We start from the raw sequence: 16,796 nt of genomic DNA, 5'->3' as shown, positions 1-16,796 counted from the left end.
GCCGGCGACGGGGTCAGCCCGACCGAGGGGCCAGGTCCTCGGGCAGCAGTGCGTACATGATGTTGTCGACCCGGGCACCGGCCGGACCCGGCAGCCGGGAGTGCTCGTACCCCTCGCGGCGGAAGCCGGCGCGCTCCAGTACCCGCTGAGAGCGGGCGTTGCCCGGGGCGGTACCGGCGATCAGCCGGACGGCACCCACCGTCTCAAAGGCCCAGGCGGCCATCATCCGGCACGCCCGGGACGCGAACCCGCGCCCGCGCCAGGGCGTCAGCAGGCTGTACCCGATCATCGCCTGGCCCGTGATCGGCTCGGTGTAGCGCAGCCCGATCTCCCCGGCGAACGCGCCGCTGGCCGCGTCCCGGATGGTCAGGTCGGCGGCGGTGCCGGCAAGCCACTCGGCGGGAGCCTGCGCGCACCGCCGCTCGATCTGGTCCAGCTTCGGCAGCTGGGAGGGCACCGTGGTGGCAACCACGTCGGGCAGGCTGCGCAGGGCGAACACGTTCGGCGCGTCGTCGGACCACAGCGGGCGCAGCGAGACCACGCCGTCGGTCAGCTCGCCGCCGGGCAGGTCGGGCAGGGTGCGCAGCCCGGGCCCGTCCGGGTCGGTGCGCAGCCGGGCCCACACGATCAGGTCGTACCGGCTGCCGTCCCGGTTGATCCCGCCGCCGCGGCGTACGCCCTCCCGCCGGTACCCGGCGTTGATCGCGACCCGCTGGCTGGGCCAGTTGTCGGGGTGGGTGAGCAACTCCACGCGGTGCAGGCCGTGCACCAGGCCCCACTGGGTGAGCGCGATCGCGGTGGCGGTCGCGACGCCGCGGCCCCGGGCCCACGGCGCCACCCAGTACCCGACCTCGCCGGTGCCCTCCTCCCAGCGCAGGTGGTGCATGCCGGCGGCGCCCAGGATCTCGTCCGTACCGGGATCGGCGATCACGTAGTCCACCCGGTCGGGCGCGCCACCGCGTACCCGATCGATCCAGCGCTGGATGTCCCGTGGGGTGCAGGGGTCCGGTACGGCCGGGACGAACCGGGTGACCAGCGAGTCCACCCCGGCGCGCAGGCCGTCGCGGTCGCCCGGGCGCGGCGCCCGCAGGACGACCCCGTCGCCTCCCATGATCGGTTGGCCCATGCTCCACCTTCCACGGCATCCTTGAACAATGCCTACCCCACAGTTCGTCGCCGAGGAGCGGGACGGGCGGTTCGTCCGCCAGTCCAACCGCTTCACCGACCGGATCAGCAGAGACTCCAGCTCGCCGGCCGGCGGCGGGCCCGACGAGCGGGGTCGCTGGCCGGTCGAGCCGGGGCGGTACCGGCTCATCTGGTCGCGTGCCTGCCCGTGGGCGCACCGCGCTGTGATCGTACGGGCACTGCTGGGTCTGACCGGGGCGATCGGCCTCGGCACGGTCGATCCGATCCGCGACGAACGCGGCTGGCGGTTCACCCTCGACCCGGACGGGCGCGACCCGGTGCTCGGTATCGGGCTGCTCTCCGAGGCGTACCTGGCGACCGACCCGACCTACGAGGGGCGTGTGACGGTACCGGCCATCGTCGACACGCTCACCGGACGCGTGGTGACCAACGACTACCCGCAGATCACCCTGGACCTCGCCACGGAGTGGGTGGATTTCCACGCCGCCGGCGCCCCCGAGCTCTACCCCGAACCGCAGCGCGCCGAACTGGACGAGCTGATGGCCGACGTCTACGCCGACGTCAACAACGGGGTGTACCGGGCCGGCTTCGCCAGCAGCCAGGATGCCTACCAGGAGGCGTACGACCGGCTGTTCGCCCGGCTGGACGCGCTGGCGGCACGGTTGTCGGACGGCCGCCCGTACCTGATGGGGGACCGGCTCACCGAGGCCGACGTCCGGCTGTTCACCACCCTGGTCCGGTTCGACGCCGTCTACCACAACCACTTCCGCTGCAACCGCAACAAGATCACCGAGATGCCGGTGCTGTGGGAGTACGCGCGCCGGCTCTACCGTCTCCCGGGCTTCGGCGACACGGTGGACTTCGACCAGATCAAGCGCCACTACTACCTGACCCACGAGGCGATCAACCCGAGCGGGATCGTTCCGGCCGGGCCCGACCCGTCGGTCTGGCTCGCCTGACCGACCGACCTCCGCCCGCCGGCGCGAACGCCCACCGTGGCTCAGCGCGGGCGGGGGTCGGTGGCCAGCAGCGAGCCCACCCAGGCGTCGCGGCGCTCGCCGCGCTGGGCGCAGCCGGCGCGCTGCACCCCCTCCATCGTGAAGCCGGCCTTCGTGGCGACCCGGCGGGACGCCTCGTTGCCCACGTGCGCCCGCCAGACGATCCGGGTCAGGCCGAGGGCGTCGAACGCCCAGCCGCAGATCGTCCGCACCGCCGCGGTCGCGTGCCCGCGCCCCCTGGCCCACGGCGCTACCAGGAACCCGATCTCGGCGCTGGCCTCGTCGCGCTCGTCGAGAGTCAGCTCCACGGACCCGGCGTAGGCTCCCCGCCCGTCCACTATCTGGTACGCCGCACCCAGCCCGGCGGCCCAGACCAGTGGCGCGTGCCGCCGCACGAAGAATTCCGCGTCCGCCCGGGCGTAGGGCACCGGTATGGTCGTCCAGCGTGCGGACTCCGGGTCCTGGCAGGCGCTGGTGAGGGCGTCGACATCGGCCTCGCCCAGCGGGGCAAGGCCGGGCAGTCGGGGCTGCGGCCCGGCGAACAGGGCGGCCCGCCGCGCGGCCGGCGATCCGGGCGCGTACGGCGGCGGGGTCTGCCCGGTGACCTCGCCCGGCACCAGGGTGCCCCACCAGGCGTCCCGCCAGGCCGGCGCGGTCTGACCCCGACCCGGCCCGTCCCCGGCCGGGTGATCGCCGGCCGGATGATCGCCGGCCCGGTGATCGTTGGCGGGTCCGAACGCGCCCGGTGGCGGCCCGTCCACCACCCGGGTGCGGCCGTGGACGCGCACCCCGGCCCGCAGCGCCACCAGCCGGGAGGCGTGGTTACCGAGGTAGGCGTGCCAGGTGACCCGGCGTAGCCCCAGCGACTCGAAGGCGAACAGCGCCACCGCGCGCAGCGCGGTCACGGCCACCCCGCGACCGCGCGCCCAGGGTGCCGTCCAGTACCCGACCTCGCCGGAACCGTCGCGGATGGACACCAGCCCGCAGGATCCCAGCAACTCGCCGGTCGCCTGATCGAAAACGCCCAGCGGGGCGGCGCTGCCCCCGGCCCAGGCTTTCGGCGACATTTCAGTAACAAAGTCGGCGGCGTGTTCGGGCCGGTACGGGCGGGGTACCCGGGTCCACCGCTGGATCTCCGGATCCTGGCAGGCTTGGTACACGGGGCCGGCGTCGGCCGGCTGCCACGGCCGGATCAGCATGTTTCCGGCGTGGATCTCCATGAGCGGGCTCGACATGGATCATGAGGTTACGGACCGGATACGAGGGGCGCCAGACCGTCATTTTCATGATCGACTCAAAATTGTGGGTCCGATTAGTCACGATCACGGCATTGGATCTCCGCGCGGCTGACAGTTCGGCCTCCTCTCCGCCTACGATGGTTCGGCAGACTGTCTAGGGAGCGGAATCCGTGGCGTTCTTCGAAAAGATCCTCCGCGCCGGCGAGGGGCGGATGGTGCGTCGCTTGGCGGCCATCGCTACCGCCGTGAACTCGATCGAGGACAACTACGTCGATCTCACCGACGAGGAGTTGCGTGAGCTGACGGATCAGTACAAGCAGCGGTACAAGGACGGCGAGTCCCTCGACGATCTGCTGCCCGAGGCCTTCGCCACGGCCCGCGAGGCGGCCAGTCGGGTGCTGGGCCAGCGGGCGTACGACGTCCAGATCATGGGTGGCGCCGCACTGCACTTCGGCGACATCTCCGAGATGAAGACCGGTGAGGGCAAGACCCTGACCTCGGTCTTCCCGGTCTACCTCAACGCCCTGTCCGGCGACGGCGTGCACGTGGTCACCACCAACGACTACCTCGCACAGCGCGACGCCGAGTGGATGGGGCAGGTGCACCGGTTCCTCGGGCTGACCGTCGGGGTGATCCTGCCCAACCAGTCCAGCGCCGAGCACAAGGCGGCGTACGGCCGGGACATCACCTACGGCACGAACAACGAGTTCGGCTTCGACTACCTGCGCGACAACATGAGCCTGTCCGCCGAGGACCTGGTGCAGCGCGGGCACAACTTCGCGATGGTGGACGAGGTTGACTCGATCTTGATCGACGAGGCCCGGACCCCGTTGATCATCTCCGGGCCGGCCGAGCTGTCCGCCCGGTGGTACCAGGAGTTCGCCCAGGTCGTGGCCAGGATGATCCGGGGCACCGAGGGCGAGGGCGACTACGAGGTCGACGAGTCCAAGCGGACGATCGCCGTCAGCGAGGCGGGTGTCGCCAAGGTCGAGGACCGGCTGGGCATCGACAACCTGTACGAGTCGGTGAACACCCCGCTGGTCGGCTACCTGAACAACGCGATCAAGGCCAAGGAGCTGTACAAGCGGGACAAGGACTACATCGTCAGCGACGAGGGCGAGGTCCTGATCGTTGACGAGTTCACCGGACGCATCCTGCACGGCCGCCGGTACAACGAGGGCATGCACCAGGCCATCGAGGCCAAGGAGCATGTGGAGATCAAGCAGGAGAACCAGACCCTCGCGACGATCACCCTGCAGAACTACTTCCGGCTGTACAACAAGCTGGCCGGCATGACCGGTACCGCCCAGACCGAGGCGGCCGAGTTCAACAAGGTCTACGACGTCGGGGTCGTGCCGATCCCGACCCACCGGCCGATGATCCGCGAAGACCGCCCCGACGTGATCTACAAGACCGAGAAGGCGAAGTTCAACGCCGTGGTCGAGGACATCGCCGAGCGGCACTCCCTGGGCCAGCCGGTGCTGGTCGGCACGGTCTCGGTGGAGAATTCCGAGGTGCTCTCGCAGATGCTGCGCCGCAAGGGCATCCCGCACAACGTGCTGAACGCGAAGTTCCACGCCAAGGAGGCGGAGATCGTCGCGCAGGCCGGCCGCAAGGGGGCCGTCACGGTCTCCACCAACATGGCCGGCCGCGGTACCGACATCCTGCTGGGCGGCAACGCGGAGTTCCTGGCCGCCGCCGAGCTGCGCCAGCGCGGCCTCAGCCAGGAGGAGGGCCCGGAGGAATACGCCGCGGCCTGGACCGACGCGCTGAGCAAGTGGGAGAAGCTGTGCAGCGAGGAGGCCGAGGAGGTCGTCGACGCGGGCGGGCTCTACGTGCTGGGCACCGAGCGGCACGAGTCCCGGCGCATCGACAACCAGCTGCGCGGCCGGTCGGGCCGGCAGGGCGACCCGGGTGAGTCCCGCTTCTACCTGTCGCTGCAGGACGAGCTGATGCGCCGGTTCCGGGCGGGTGCGGTCGAGGCGGTCATGGAGCGCTTCAACATCCCCGAGGACGTGCCGATCGAGTCGAAGATGGTCACGCGCCAGATCAAGAGCGCGCAGACCCAGATCGAGGCGCAGAACGCGGAGATCCGCAAGAACGTTCTGAAGTACGACGAGGTGCTCAACCGGCAGCGCACGGTGATCTACACCGAGCGCAAGCGGGTACTCGACGGCGAAGACCTGCACGACCAGGTCACCCACATGACCGAGGACGTGATCCGGGCGTACGTGGCCGGCGCCACGAGCGAGGGGTACGCGGAGGACTGGGACCTCGACCAGCTCTGGGCCAGCCTCAAGCAGCTCTACCCGGTCGGGATCACGGTCGAGGACATCGAGGAGGAGACCAACGCCGAGCGCGACCAGCTCGACTCGGAGTTCCTCCAGGCCCGGATGATCGAGGACGCCCAGGAGGCGTACGCCCGGCGCGAGGAGACGCTGGGCTCCGAGGCCATGCGCGAGCTGGAGCGCCAGGTACTGCTGGCGGTCATCGACCGCAAGTGGCGCGAGCACCTCTACGAGATGGACTACCTCCAGGAGGGTGTCGGTCTGCGGGCCTACGCGCAGCGGGACCCGCTGGTCGAGTACCAGCGCGAGGGCTTCGACATGTTCAACCAGATGCTGGACGGCATCAAGGAGGAGGCGGTCGGCTTCCTGTTCAACCTGGACGTTCAGGTCGAGCAGCAGCAGGCGCCCGCCGCCCCCGGCGAGACCGAGGACGGCGAGCCGGCGGCGACCACCCCGCAGCCGAGCCCCGAGGCGCCGGTCGGGATCAAGGCCAAGGGGCTGGGCGGATCGCGCACCACGCCCCGCGCGCTGCAGTATTCGGCGCCGGCCGTCGACGGTGAGGCCGGCCGGGGCAGCGTGATGATGGAGAACGCGCCGGCGCTCGGCCTCGGCGGCGAGGAGGACGAACCGCCGGCCCGCCGGCCTGGCCCGTCCTCCAACCTGGCGACCGGCGGTCGCCAGGCCCCCGCGGGGCAGGCGGTCGGCAGCAACCCCTCGCGCAACGCGCCCTGCCCCTGCGGCTCCGGCAAGAAGTACAAGCGCTGCCACGGCGCTCCCGTGGTCTGACGCGCAAGCCCGGCGGCGGCCGGTGGACCCCCAGGGTCCGCCGGCCGCCGCGGTCGTTTCCGGGCCCGTCAGCGCCGCTAGACCACCTCGACGTGGGTGCACAGCCAGGCTTCCCCGCGCTGCTCCAGGCGCAGCGCGAGGGCCCAGGCACGCCCGGCCCGGCCGAGCACGGCGACCGCCTCGACCACCCCCTCACGGGGCTCGGACAGGCGCAGGCGCCGCAGCCTGAGCCTGTCGGCGCCCACCCCCGCCGGCCGCCCAGAAGTCGCTGCGGCCCCGGGCCGCCCAGGGGACGCCGCGGCCCCCGGCCGCCCCTGGACCGCCATCGTCCCCACGGCTCGTGGCGGGGCCGCCGACGGTCCCGGCGGGCGTCCGGCGAGGCCCCACCGGTCCGCTGGGGCGGCCAGGGCCTCACCGCCCGGTCGGTGCCCCATCCGGGCCACCGGCCGGGCCAGCTGGCCGGCGATCGACTCGAACGCGAGCGGCGCCGTGAACCTGCGCAGATGCCCGATGGGCCGGAAGCCCTCCAGCACCTCGATGCACAGGCTGACGTACCGGTGTGCGGCGTGCCCGCCGGTGCCGGTCCGGGGCGGTGCCCCAGCGGCCTGCGAGGCGGAAGGGGCGCCGTGCGCGGGCTCGCTGCGTCCCGGCTCCTCGCGCGCCCCGTCGCGGGCGGTGCCGTCGCGGGCGATGCGGTCGCGGGCGGTGCCGTCGCGGGCGGTGCCGTCGCGGGCGATGCCGTCCCCTGTGGCCCCGTTCTGGGCGGCCTCCTCCTTGGTGGACCACGGCTGCGGCCCGCCGGCCGTCGCCGGCCCCGGTTCACGGCCGGTGTCGCGCGCCGCCCCTGGGGGAGCGCCCCCGAGCCGGGTAGTGGCGCGGATGGCTCCCGATGCCGGCTCCGACGGGATCGCCTCGTCGTCATACGGCGGCTCGCACAGCGGTGCCGGCCGGACCCGCACCAGCGGGACCGCGCCGACGGCGGCCACGCGCGCGGCCTTGTCCGAGGGGGCGCAGCCGGGGCCGGACTGCGGCGGAGGTGAGCCCTTCCGCGAGCGCTCCGGGCGGGAGCGGACGGCAAGCGATGTGGTCACGGGAGCCTCCCCAGCTCTGTCGTCGATACCTTCGTTTGCCTTCGTTTGCCTTCACTGGTTTGTAGTCGACCGTGGTCTATCCCGTCAACTCCCCACTGACCCCGGATAGTGCCCGATCTTCGGGAGGGGTGGCCCGGGAACGCGCGACGGCCGCCGTCCCTTCCGGGATCGGCGGCCGTCCTCGCTGGCTGGTGTTCGCTGGTTGGGATCGTCTTCGCTGGTTGGGCTCAGTCGTCGCGCGCGGTCGGCTCAGTCGGACGGGTCGATCTCGTCCTCCCGCCCGATCAGCGGGTTTTCCCGGACCCAGTCGGCGGTCTCCGTGTACTTGCGCTCGATGTAGTCCTCGAGCCGGGCCCGCTCGATGCGCCACTGGCCCCGGCCGCCGACCTTGATCGCGGGCAGCTCACCGCTGCGCACCATGTGATAGACCTGCGATACCGACACGGACAGCTCGTCGGCGACCTCTTGCATCTGCATGAAGCGAGCGGGCATTGCTTTAGTTTGCCATCGATTGCGTGCAACGGCGCGATCCGGTCCGGGCCACCGGCGACGATGCCCGTCCCGATCGACCGGATAGCCTTCCTTCCGGGCTGCCCGGGGTGTACACCGGGTGGCGACATCAAACTGATCGCGCCCGGGGGTGCGCCACCGTGACGGACGAGCTGATCCGGATCTACCTGCCCGCGACCCTTCCCGATCTGGTCGAGCTGCGAGAGGGGCGCCAGTTGCTCCCGGACGGCCAGGGCGGTTTGGCGCACGCGGTCACGCCGAGCCTGCGCGAGTGGTACACCGAGGGCGACGAGGAGGAGCTGGAGTACGTCGCCTTCACCCGGGCGGCTCAGGCCTCCCTACGGCTGCTCAGCCAGGCTCCGGCGGCTCCTCGGCGCCGGGTGGTGATCTCCGTCGACCTGCCGCGGCCCAGCCTCGGCAAGGCCATCCCCGAGCTGGGCTCCAGCGAGATCCGGCTGGCCGGCCCGGTGCCGCTCGCCGCGGTCGCCGCGATCCACATCGACGACGCCCTGGCGGAGCGGGAGGTCACGGCGGCGGCCAAGGTCATCGAAGCGGCCATGGCCGGGGACCAGGACGCGCAGTTCACCGTGGACGCCACCGAGGACCACGAGCTGGCCTGGTACGACGTCTCCGAGCTCGACCACATGCGCATGCCGCCCGAGCAGGGCGCGGCCTGAGCCGTTGCGCCGGCCCGCCGGGCCCTTCCCGTCGGCCGGACCGGATCGGGCCTCGACGGCCTGATCCGGCCTGACGGCCTGATCCTGTCCTGACCGCCTGATCCGGCCTGACCGCCTGATCCGGCCTGACCGCCTGATCCGGCCTGACCGCCCGATCCGCGGGCCTCGACGGTTCGGTCAGGACTCGACGGCCCCCGAGCCGTTGCCGGGGGAGGCGTCGGCGGAGGCCAGCCCCGCCGGACCCGTGGCGGTCAGCTCGTCGGCGCCCGTGGCGGCCACCTCGGCCGGGCCCGCGACGGCCGCCACCGAGTCCCGGCCGGCCGGCGCCGCAGCCCTCCGGGCGGCACTCGCGACCCCACGATGGCCCACGCCTCCGGCCGCGCCACGGCCCCCGGCCGTCTCGGCCCGGACGGCGTTCGCCCGGCGGATGGTGCCGCCGAACGCGATCACGGCGACGAACGCCCCCGTGAAGAGGACGAGGAGACCGTGGTTCAGCCGGGCGCCGCTGGAGTACGCCACGGCGGTCTGGTCGATCGCGCTGTCGCTGCCCGCGGCCCCGAACAGCTGGCCCCCGCCAAGCCGGGTCACCGCCTCGGCGAGCAGCAGGATGATCCCCGGCGTCGCGCCGGCCGCCAAATGCGCCCAGAATCGTGGCCAGAACTGCAGCCCGGTGCCGGTCCGGCGCAGGTACAGGTAGGCGACGATGCCGGCCAGCAGGCCAGCCAGCAGGGATTCGGTCGGCGTGAGCCGGTTGAGCGCGTCGGCCCGCGACTGCACCGAGGCTCCGGCGCCGAACAGGTTGAGCAGCGAGTCCTGCTTGTAGTTCAGCACGAACCCGATGAGGAACGCGACGATCGTGGCGGCCAGTCCGGCGGAGGTCATCTCGCGGGGCCGGGCGCTGCCCAGGATGCCGCCGACCGCTCCGGCGGCCAGTACCGCCCAGGCCAGTACCGTGATCGATGAACGGTGACCGTAGCCCACCAGGATCATGCCGCCGGCCAGGCCGCCGACGATGAGGCCGGCGAGCAGCGCGACGCCCGACACCGCCCAGCCACCGGGTCCGGGCAGGCGCGGTCGCAGCCAGCCGAGCGCCGTGACGCCGGCCGTGGCGCCGGCGAGCATGGTGGCGGCGACTACGCCGGGCAGCGCCAGCGCCGCGTCGAACACGGCGATGAGCTGATCCGTGCCGGCCTCGTCGATGCTGGCGTGCGCCGACCACAAATAGGCGGCGAGCCAGATCAGACCGAGCGCGAACAGCACTATCGTGCTGCGCTGGCCGGTGGGACGCTCGGCGTCTTCAGGCATCTCGGCTCCCCTTTACCACTGTCGCCGATGACTCAGGGTACGCGCGTGGGTAACGGCGCCTGTCACGTGGCGCGGGGCCGTCGGTGAGGTCCGCCGGCCGTGCCAGTATGGGTGTGGCCTCGCCGATGCCGCCGAGATCCCTCCGGAGGAGCCCGCCATGGATGCCGTTTCCGCCGTACCAGAGCCACGTAATGAAGCGAACCGGACGTACGCGCCGGGAAGTCCAGAACGGGACAGCCTGCGCCGTCGCCTCGATGAGCTGGCCGGAGACCGGCTGGACCTGACGATGACCGTCGACGGACGGCAACGTATGGCCGGCGGCGAACCCATCAAAGTGGTGCAGCCGCACGTGCATCGGCACGTTCTGGGACTCACCCACAACGCAACCAACGGCGACGCCGTCGATGCGGTGACGGCCGCGAAGAAAGCCGCCCCGATGTGGCGTGAATTGTCCTTTGATGACCGGGCCGCCGTCTTCCTCCGCGCCGCGGACCTGCTCGCCGGGCCGTGGCGCGACACCATCAACGGCGCGACGATGCTGGGCCAGTCGAAGACGGCGTTCCAGGCCGAGATCGACGCCGCCTGCGAGCTCATCGACTTTCTGCGGTACAACGTCTTCTTCGCGCGCAAGCTGCTCGCCGAGCAGCCGCTGTCCTCGCCCGGCGTGTGGAACCGGTTCGACTACCGGCCGCTCGAGGGCTTCGTGTACGCGATCACGCCGTTCAACTTCACCGCGATCGCCGGCAACCTGCCGACCTCGGTCGCGCTGCTGGGCAACACGGTGGTGTGGAAGCCGTCGCCCACCCAGCAGTTCGCGGCGCACTTCACCATGCGGGTACTGGAGGCGGCCGGCCTGCCGCCCGGCGTGATCAACATGGTGACCGGTGACGGGCTCGCGGTCTCCGAGGTGGTGCTCGCCGATCCCGACCTGGCCGGCATCCACTTCACCGGCTCCACCGCGACGTTCCAGACGCTGTGGCGGACGGTGGGCGAGAACATCGGGCGGTACCGCGGGTACCCGCGCCTGGTCGGCGAGACCGGCGGGAAGGACTTCGTGATCGCCCACGCGTCGGCGGACGTGGCGTCGCTGAACACCGCGCTGGTCCGGGGCGCCTTCGAGTACCAGGGCCAGAAGTGCTCCGCCGCCTCCCGGGCCTACCTGCCCCGATCGCTGTGGGAGGCCGGCCTGCGCGACCAGTTGGTGGCCACCACCGAGTCGCTGACCTACGGCGACGTCAGCGACTTCGGCAACTTCGGTGGCGCGGTCATCGACGCGCGGGCCTTCGCGAAGCACACGGCCGCGCTGGACATGGTGAAGAACTCGCCCGCGTGCACGGTCCTGGCGGGCGGCACCGCCGACGACTCGGAGGGCTGGTTCGTGCGCCCGACGGTCGTCCAGTGCACGGACCCGGGCCACGAGGTGATGCGCACCGAGTACTTCGGGCCGATCCTCTCCGTCTACGTCTACGACGATGGCGACTTCGAGGACGTCGTGCGCCAGGCCGAGTCGGCCGCACCGTACGCGCTGACCGGCTCCATCTTCGCCACCGACCGCCGGGTCATCGACTGGGCCAGCCACACGCTGCGGTACGCGGCCGGCAACTTCTACGTCAACGACAAGCCGACCGGTGCCGTGGTGGGCCACCAGCCCTTCGGCGGGGCGAGGGCGTCTGGCACCAACGACAAGGCCGGCTCCTGGCAGAACCTGATGCGCTGGATGTCGCCGCGCACCATCAAGGAGACCTTCGTGCCGCCGACCGACCACACGTACCCGCACATGCTGTGATCACCCGTTAGGGTCTACCGCATGTCGAACCAGCAGATCGATCCGAGCGGCAGCACCCAACAGTTCCAGGCGTACGCGCAGAGCAAGGAACCGGAGCCGGCCAAGCGCTCCCCGCTGCCGATGATCGTCGGCATTGTGGTGGCGGTCGTCGTCGTCGTGGTGGTGGGCTGGCTGCTGCTCAGCTGATGGGATCGGCGGCCGGGCCGCCCAGGCCCCGCTGACCGGCGGGGCGGGCGGCCGTGCCGACGATCGCCTCGTCCGGGTAGCACCAGACCCAGTCCTCGTCCGGTTCGTAGGACGTGACGATCGGGTGCCCGGTCTCGTGGTAGTGCGCGGTCGCGTGCCGGTTCGGCGACGAGTCGCAGCAGCCGACGTGCCCGCAGGTCAGGCACTCGCGCAGATGTACCCAGCGACCGCCGGATGCCAGGCACTCGGCGCAACCGCCGAGCGGCTGCGGGCTGACATCGGCGATCTCGGCCAGGTGAGGACAGGAGCTCATCTCGCCAGGGTAATCACCCGACCGGTCGCGCGGCCATGCCCGCGCCCGCGTCCTGAACCGGCTCCGGCCGCGCTGCCCATCGGTGCGGGTCCGCTCGTTCGGCGGCTGGTCGCGGGTCGCCTCAGAGGTCGTCGTCCTCGTCGTCGAGCCGGGCCAGCCAGGTGGCGAACCGCTCGATCGGCGTCTCGAACTCCGGGTTGAGGTCGACGAAGTCGCGCAGCCGCTCGGCCAGCCACTCGACCGACACGGACTCGTCGCCCCGCCGTTGCGCCAGCTCCTCGATGCCGCGATCGGTGAAGTACATGACCTCACGATATGGGCCGCGGGTGCCCCCGACGAAACGGGGGCACCCGCGGCCCATTGGTTGCCAATCAGGCGCGCGGCAGGGCGGCCTCGATCAGCGCTGCCTGCTCGGCCTCGTGCAGCTTCGCCGAGCCCACCGCAGGGGCGGCCGCGGCCGGCCGCGAGATCCGCCGCAGCGACACGCCGTCGAGGTGTTCCAGCAGGTTCATCGCCATGAACGACCAGGCACCCTGGTTGGCCGGCTCCTCCTGGACCCAGGAGAAGTCGTTGGCCGCCGGGTACTGGGCGATGGCCGCCCGGATCTCGTCCACCGGCAGCGGGTACAGCTGCTCGACCCGGACGATCGCGGTGTTGGTGATCTTCCGGTCGGCCCGGGCCTGGATCAGGTCGTAATAGACCTTGCCGGAGCAGAACAGCACCCGGGTGATGCTGGCCGGCGCCACCGTGTCCGGGATGACCCGCTGGAAGGTGCCGGTGGTGAACTCCGACACCGCCGAGACCGCCAGCTTGTGCCGCAGCAGCGACTTCGGGGTGAAGACCACCAGCGGCTTCTTCTTCGGCGAGAGGGCCTGCCGGCGCAGCAGGTGGAAGTGCTGAGCGGGGGTGGACGGGAGCACGACCCGCAGGTTGTCCTCGGCGCACAGCTGCAGGTACCGCTCGATGCGCCCCGAGGTGTGGTCCGGGCCCTGGCCCTCGTGGCCGTGCGGCAGCAGCAGCGTCACCGCCGAGCGCTGGCCCCACTTGACCTCGCCGGAGGAGATGAACTCGTCGACCACGGACTGCGCCCCGTTGGCGAAGTCGCCGAACTGCGCCTCCCAGGCCACGAACGCGTCCAGGTTCTCCACCGAGTACCCGTACTCGAAGCCCATCGCCGCGTACTCCGACAGCAGCGAGTCGTGCACGAAGAACCGGGCGTCGTCGTGCTTCACCGCGAACAGCGGCAGGTAGTCGTCACCGGTCTCCGCGTCGACCACGCTGGCGTGCCGGGAGACGAACGTGCCTCGCCGCGAGTCCTGCCCGGCCAGCCGGACGGTCACGCCCTGGTTGAGCAGCGAGCCGAGGGCGATGATCTCGCCGAAGCCCCAGTCGATGTCGCCCTGCACGGACATCTTCGCGCGCCGCTCGAGCAGCTGGACCACGCGCTTGTGCGGGGTGAAGCCCTCAGGCAGGTTGACGTGCGCCTCGCCGATCTGCTTGACCAGCTCGGCGGTGATCGCCGTCTCCACCACCGGCTCGGGCTGCGGCTCGCGGTTGCGGGCCGGACGGCTCGTGGTCGAGGTGTCGCGGGTCGCCTTGAACACGGTCTCGAGCTGCTGCTGGAAGTCGCGCAGCGACTCCTCCGCGTCGTCGAGCGTGATGTCGCCCCGGCCGATCAGCTCCTCGGTGTACAGCTTCCGAACCGAGCGCTTGTTGTCGATGATGTGGTACATCAGCGGGTTGGTCATCGAGGGGTCGTCGCCCTCGTTGTGCCCGCGCCGCCGGTAGCAGACCAGGTCGATGACCACGTCCTTGTTGAACGCCTGGCGGTACTCGAAGGCCAGCCGGGCGACCCGGACGACGGCCTCGGGGTCGTCGCCGTTGACGTGGAAGATCGGCGCCTGGATCATGCGGGCCACGTCCGTGGAGTACAGGCTGGACCGCGAGTACTCCGGGGCGGTGGTGAAGCCGACCTGGTTGTTGACGACCACGTGCACGGTGCCGCCGGTGCGGTACCCGCGCAGCTGGGACAGGTTGAGCGTCTCCTGCACCACGCCCTGGCCGGCGAACGCGGCGTCGCCGTGCACCGCGACCGCGAGCACGGTGTAGCCCTCCAGCTTGAGGTCGATCCGGTCCTGCTTGGCCCGGACGATGCCCTCCAGCACCGGGTCGACCGCCTCCAGGTGCGACGGGTTGGCCACCACCGAGACGGTGATCCCGTGCTCCCCGTCCGGGGTGCTGAACTTGCCGGTCTGGCCGAGGTGGTACTTCACGTCGCCCGAGCCCTGCGCGGTCTTCGGGTCGAGGTGGCCCTCGAACTCCGAGAAGATCTTCTCGTACGGCTTGCCGACGATGTTGGCCAGCACGTTGAGCCGGCCACGGTGGGCCATCCCGATCACGACCTCATCCAGCCCGCCGACCGCAGAGCGGGACAGGATCTCGTCGAGCAGCGGGATCAGGCTCTCCCCACCCTCCAGGGAGAACCGGCGCTGGCCGACGAATTTGGTCTGCAGGAAGGTCTCGAACGCCTCCGCGGCGTTGAGCCGGGACAGGACGTGCTTCTGCTCCTCGGCGTCGGGCTTGGTGTACTTGCGCTCCACCCGCTCCTGGATCCAGTTGCGCTCTTCCGGGTCCATGATGTGCATGTACTCGACGCCCACCCGGCGGCAGTACGAGTCGCGCAGCACACCGAGCACCTCGCGCAGCTTCATCTTCTGCTTGCCGGCGAACCCGCCGACCGGGAAGGCGCGGTCCAGGTCCCAGAGGGTCAGCCCGTGCTCGAGCACGTCGAGGTCCGGGTGGCGGCGGATGTGGAACTCGAGCGGGTCAGTGTCGGCCATCATGTGGCCGCGCACCCGGTACGCGTGGATCAGCTCGATGATCCGGGCCGCCTTGTCGATCTGGCCCTCGGAGGTGTGTGCCACGTCACGCACCCAGCGCACGGGCTCGTAGGGGATGCGCAGCGCGGTGAAGATCTCGTCGTAGAAGTCGTGCTCGCCGAGCAGCAGCTCGTGCATGACCTTGAGGAATTCGCCCGACTGGGCGCCCTGGATGATCCGGTGGTCGTACGTGCTGGTCAGCGTGATGATCTTGCTGACCGCGCTGTTGGCCAGCGCCTCGTCCGACATGCCGGAGTACTCGGCCGGGTACTCCATGGCGCCGACGCCGATGATCGTGCCCTGGCCGGTGACCAGCCGGGGCATCGAGTGCACGGTGCCGATGCCGCCAGGGTTGGTCAGCGAGATCGTGGTGGCGGCGTAGTCGTCCATGGTCAGCTCGTTCTTGCGGGCGCGCCGGACGATGTCCTCGTACGCCTGCCAGAACTGGCGGAAGTCCATTTCCTCGGAGCCCTTGATGCTGGGCACGACGAGGCTGCGGCTGCCGTCCGGGCGGGCCAGGTCGATCGCGATGCCCAGGTTGACGTGCTCGGGCGCGACCAGCGCCGGCTTGCCGTCGACCTCGGCGAAGGAGTTGTTCATCTCCGGGTGCAAGGCCAGCGCCTTGACCAGCGCGTACCCGATCAGGTGGGTGAAGCTGACCTTGCCGCCCCGGCCGCGCGCGAGGTGATTGTTGATCACGATGCGGTTGTCCGACAGCAGCTTGGCCGGCACGGCGCGCACGCTGGTCGCCGTCGGTACGGACAGTGACTGGTCCATGTTCTGCACGATCCGGGCGGCCACCCCGCGCAGCACGGTCGTGGTCGCGGCGGACGGCGCGGTGACCGGCGGGGCCGGCTTCGCCGCGGCGGCGGGCCTGGCGGCAGTCGCCGGCTTGGCGGCGGGCTTGGCCGGGGTCGCGGGCTTGGCCGGCGCCGCTGGCGCGGCCGTCGTGGCGGCGGGCGCGGCCGTCGGGGCCTGGGCGGGCGCCGGCGCGGCCTTGGCCGGGGCGACGCTACCGTTGGCGGCGGGTGCCGGCGGCGAGGCGGGTGGCTGTGTCGGTGGAGCGGTCGCGACGCCCGTCGGCTGCTCGAGGGTCGGCTTGTAGTCGGCGAAGAAGTCGTGCCAAGCCGGGTCTACGCTCGCTGGATCGGCGAGGTAGCGCTGGTACATGTCTTCGACGATCCACTCATTCGGACCGAAATCCGCCAGCGGATTCTCCTGCGATGCCTGTTGAGTCGACACTGCCGCTCTCTCGTTTCTTCACGAGTCTGTTTTGACCTGAGTGTGTTCTCAGGCTACGCGTACAAGCATCGGCCGACTCCACCGGCTTCGTACCGTGTGACGCCTCACAGAAATTGATTCACGTGTGCTTATCGCGCCGATCGCGCGATCTCGCTTGCGGGCGGCGGAGCGACCTCTGATATGGCGGCAACAATCAGGAAATATCCTGGCGCCTGATCGATAGGCATGAGCACCGCACGCCACGATTGTGCCGCACGCGATGAATGGCGCGCTGCCCCGTCGTGGCGGTCTGTGTCCAAAACCCGACCCGACGTGATCATGATGCGGACCCCTCGCCGGATGACCGAGAGT

13 protein-coding genes are annotated in these 16,796 nt (G+C 71.1%); 5 read left to right on the top strand and 8 right to left on the bottom strand.

Annotated features, from left to right (window positions below):
* Positions 1–13 precede the first annotated feature (13 nt).
* The gene (locus ABEA87_RS30360; RefSeq protein WP_345635425.1) at positions 14–1,126 is read right to left on the bottom strand and encodes a GNAT family N-acetyltransferase; all 1,113 of its coding nucleotides are present in this window, start codon (positions 1,124–1,126) and stop codon (positions 14–16) included.
* 28 nt (positions 1,127–1,154) lie between these two features.
* Here ABEA87_RS30360 and ABEA87_RS30355 point away from each other — a divergent pair, with 28 nt between their 5' ends.
* On the top strand, positions 1,155–2,105 hold the full coding sequence (locus ABEA87_RS30355) for a glutathione S-transferase family protein (protein WP_345635423.1): 951 nt from the start codon (positions 1,155–1,157) through the stop codon (positions 2,103–2,105).
* Positions 2,106–2,146: 41 nt separating this feature from the next.
* Here the strand turns inward: ABEA87_RS30355 and ABEA87_RS30350 are convergent, their stop codons facing one another.
* Complete coding sequence (locus tag ABEA87_RS30350) at positions 2,147–3,379, bottom strand: GNAT family N-acetyltransferase (protein WP_345635421.1); 1,233 nt, start codon at positions 3,377–3,379, stop codon at positions 2,147–2,149.
* A gap of 173 nt (positions 3,380–3,552) precedes the next feature.
* Between ABEA87_RS30350 and secA the strand changes: the two genes are divergently transcribed.
* Complete coding sequence (secA, locus tag ABEA87_RS30345) at positions 3,553–6,456, top strand: preprotein translocase subunit SecA (RefSeq protein ID WP_345635419.1); 2,904 nt, start codon at positions 3,553–3,555, stop codon at positions 6,454–6,456.
* Between the two features lie 77 nt (positions 6,457–6,533).
* Here secA and ABEA87_RS42760 read toward each other — a convergent pair whose 3' ends face one another.
* Together ABEA87_RS42760 and ABEA87_RS30335 are read right to left on the bottom strand one after the other, a co-directional pair.
* Positions 6,534–7,547 carry an Rv3235 family protein gene (locus ABEA87_RS42760; RefSeq protein WP_425570979.1) on the bottom strand — a complete coding sequence of 338 codons (1,014 nt, stop codon included), beginning with the start codon at positions 7,545–7,547 and terminating at the stop codon, positions 6,534–6,536.
* Between the two features lie 249 nt (positions 7,548–7,796).
* Positions 7,797–8,039, bottom strand: coding sequence for a helix-turn-helix domain-containing protein (locus ABEA87_RS30335; protein WP_345635417.1), 243 nt, complete (start codon positions 8,037–8,039; stop codon positions 7,797–7,799).
* 158 nt (positions 8,040–8,197) lie between these two features.
* Between ABEA87_RS30335 and ABEA87_RS30330 the strand changes: the two genes are divergently transcribed.
* Positions 8,198–8,734, top strand: coding sequence for a DUF6912 family protein (locus tag ABEA87_RS30330; RefSeq protein WP_345635415.1), 537 nt, complete (start codon positions 8,198–8,200; stop codon positions 8,732–8,734).
* Between the two features lie 177 nt (positions 8,735–8,911).
* Here the strand turns inward: ABEA87_RS30330 and ABEA87_RS30325 are convergent, their stop codons facing one another.
* Positions 8,912–10,039 carry a hypothetical protein gene (locus ABEA87_RS30325; RefSeq protein ID WP_345635414.1) on the bottom strand — a complete coding sequence of 376 codons (1,128 nt, stop codon included), beginning with the start codon at positions 10,037–10,039 and terminating at the stop codon, positions 8,912–8,914.
* A 157-nt stretch (positions 10,040–10,196) separates the two neighbouring features.
* On the opposite strand from ABEA87_RS30325, the gene pruA reads away from it, so the two are divergent.
* Both pruA and ABEA87_RS30315 read left to right on the top strand, forming a co-directional pair.
* Positions 10,197–11,825 (top strand): L-glutamate gamma-semialdehyde dehydrogenase, encoded by a 1,629-nt coding sequence (gene pruA, locus ABEA87_RS30320; RefSeq protein ID WP_345635412.1) that lies wholly within the window; start codon positions 10,197–10,199, stop codon positions 11,823–11,825.
* A 21-nt stretch (positions 11,826–11,846) separates the two neighbouring features.
* Positions 11,847–12,011, top strand: a complete 165-nt coding sequence (locus tag ABEA87_RS30315) for a hypothetical protein (RefSeq protein WP_345635410.1) — start codon at positions 11,847–11,849, stop codon at positions 12,009–12,011.
* On the opposite strand, the gene ABEA87_RS30310 is transcribed toward ABEA87_RS30315, so the two are convergent.
* The 3 genes from ABEA87_RS30310 to ABEA87_RS30300 all read right to left on the bottom strand — a co-directional run bounded on the left by ABEA87_RS30310 (position 12,004) and on the right by ABEA87_RS30300 (position 16,445).
* Positions 12,004–12,324: a UBP-type zinc finger domain-containing protein gene (locus ABEA87_RS30310; RefSeq protein WP_345635408.1), complete on the bottom strand. Its 321-nt coding sequence runs from the start codon at positions 12,322–12,324 to the stop codon at positions 12,004–12,006. The genes ABEA87_RS30315 and ABEA87_RS30310 overlap by 8 nt on opposite strands.
* A 121-nt stretch (positions 12,325–12,445) precedes the next feature.
* Positions 12,446–12,628, bottom strand: a complete 183-nt coding sequence (locus ABEA87_RS30305) for a DUF6104 family protein (RefSeq protein ID WP_345635406.1) — start codon at positions 12,626–12,628, stop codon at positions 12,446–12,448.
* 67 nt (positions 12,629–12,695) lie between these two features.
* Entirely contained in the window at positions 12,696–16,445 is a 3,750-nt protein-coding gene (locus ABEA87_RS30300; protein ID WP_345635405.1) for a multifunctional oxoglutarate decarboxylase/oxoglutarate dehydrogenase thiamine pyrophosphate-binding subunit/dihydrolipoyllysine-residue succinyltransferase subunit, read from the bottom strand.
* Between the last annotated feature and the right edge of the window lie 351 nt (positions 16,446–16,796).

Source organism: Rugosimonospora acidiphila, from assembly GCF_039543385.1.
Taxonomy (GTDB): domain Bacteria; phylum Actinomycetota; class Actinomycetes; order Mycobacteriales; family Micromonosporaceae; genus Rugosimonospora; species Rugosimonospora acidiphila.
This window is presented reverse-complemented; position numbering and strand designations above follow the sequence as displayed.